Origin of the sequence: Cedecea sp. VD22 (assembly GCF_037150195.1) — a bacterium.
In the GTDB taxonomy this organism is placed as follows: Bacteria; Pseudomonadota; Gammaproteobacteria; order Enterobacterales; family Enterobacteriaceae; genus Cedecea.
The window spans coordinates 1-875 of record NZ_JBBCPX010000042.1; the positions used below are offsets into that span (position 1 = coordinate 1).

The 875-nt window shown below is 46.9% G+C and carries 2 protein-coding genes; one reads left to right on the top strand and one right to left on the bottom strand.

Annotated elements, in window-relative coordinates:
* On the top strand, positions 1-753 hold a 753-nt coding region (locus tag WFK85_RS23360; protein WP_336709956.1), incomplete at its 5' end, for an EAL domain-containing protein.
* Here WFK85_RS23360 and WFK85_RS23365 read toward each other — a convergent pair.
* Positions 754-875 (bottom strand): Hha/YmoA family nucleoid-associated regulatory protein (locus tag WFK85_RS23365; RefSeq protein ID WP_286180351.1); only part of this gene is annotated, 122 nt, incomplete at its 5' end. It lies immediately after the preceding gene.

The following is an 875-nucleotide window of genomic DNA, read 5'->3' on the forward strand; positions in this document are numbered from 1 at the left end:
GCAATAACAGAAGGAGAGTTTTTTGTCTGCTATCAGCCGGTCTGTGATATTTCAGGACACTGCCATGGTGCAGAAGCCCTGATGCGCTGGAGAAGAAATAACGGCAGATTGATCCCTCCGGACGTGTTCATTCCTGCGGCAGAATCAGAAAAAATGATGGGGCCCTTAACGCGTCACCTGATGAGGCTTATTGCTAATGATGTTAAAGAGTGGATCCCCACGGGAGAGTTTCATCTGAGCATAAATATTGCATCGGAGCACCTCGCCGGAGGAGAGTTTATAGGGGATATGAGGGCGTTTCGTGACAGTATTCCTTCTTCGTTATCCCTTGTGGCGGAGATTACCGAACGCACACTCATTGAAAATACAGAGAAAACTGTTACCCATCTGTCCCAGTTGCGTGAGGCAGGTATAAAGGTTGCTATAGATGATTTTGGAACCGGCTATTGTTCCTTGTCTATCCTGCAAATCCTGCCTGCAGACTTTCTCAAAATTGACAGATGTTTCACAGAAACGATCGATTCTGCCAACGGAGACACCCCAGTGCTTGATGCCATTATCACCCTCAGTAAAAGACTGAAACTTACCATGATTGCAGAGGGTATCAGCACCAGGAAGCAGGCCCTGTTTATGAGGAATAATCAGGTAATGCTACTGCAGGGATACCTGTTTTCACCGCCTCTGGATGCAGCTAATTTTAGGACGTGGTATCTCAGAAATGAATACAATATGAATATAACCCCGAAGATGTAATCAACGGACATGCCGCCATATCTCCACTGGAACATGGTCGTATAAAGTTCCGGTAATAAGCTCAGCCAGACGATGATCTGCGGCTCCCCAGAAAACGGCCAGTTCAGCATCACTGAGCTCGT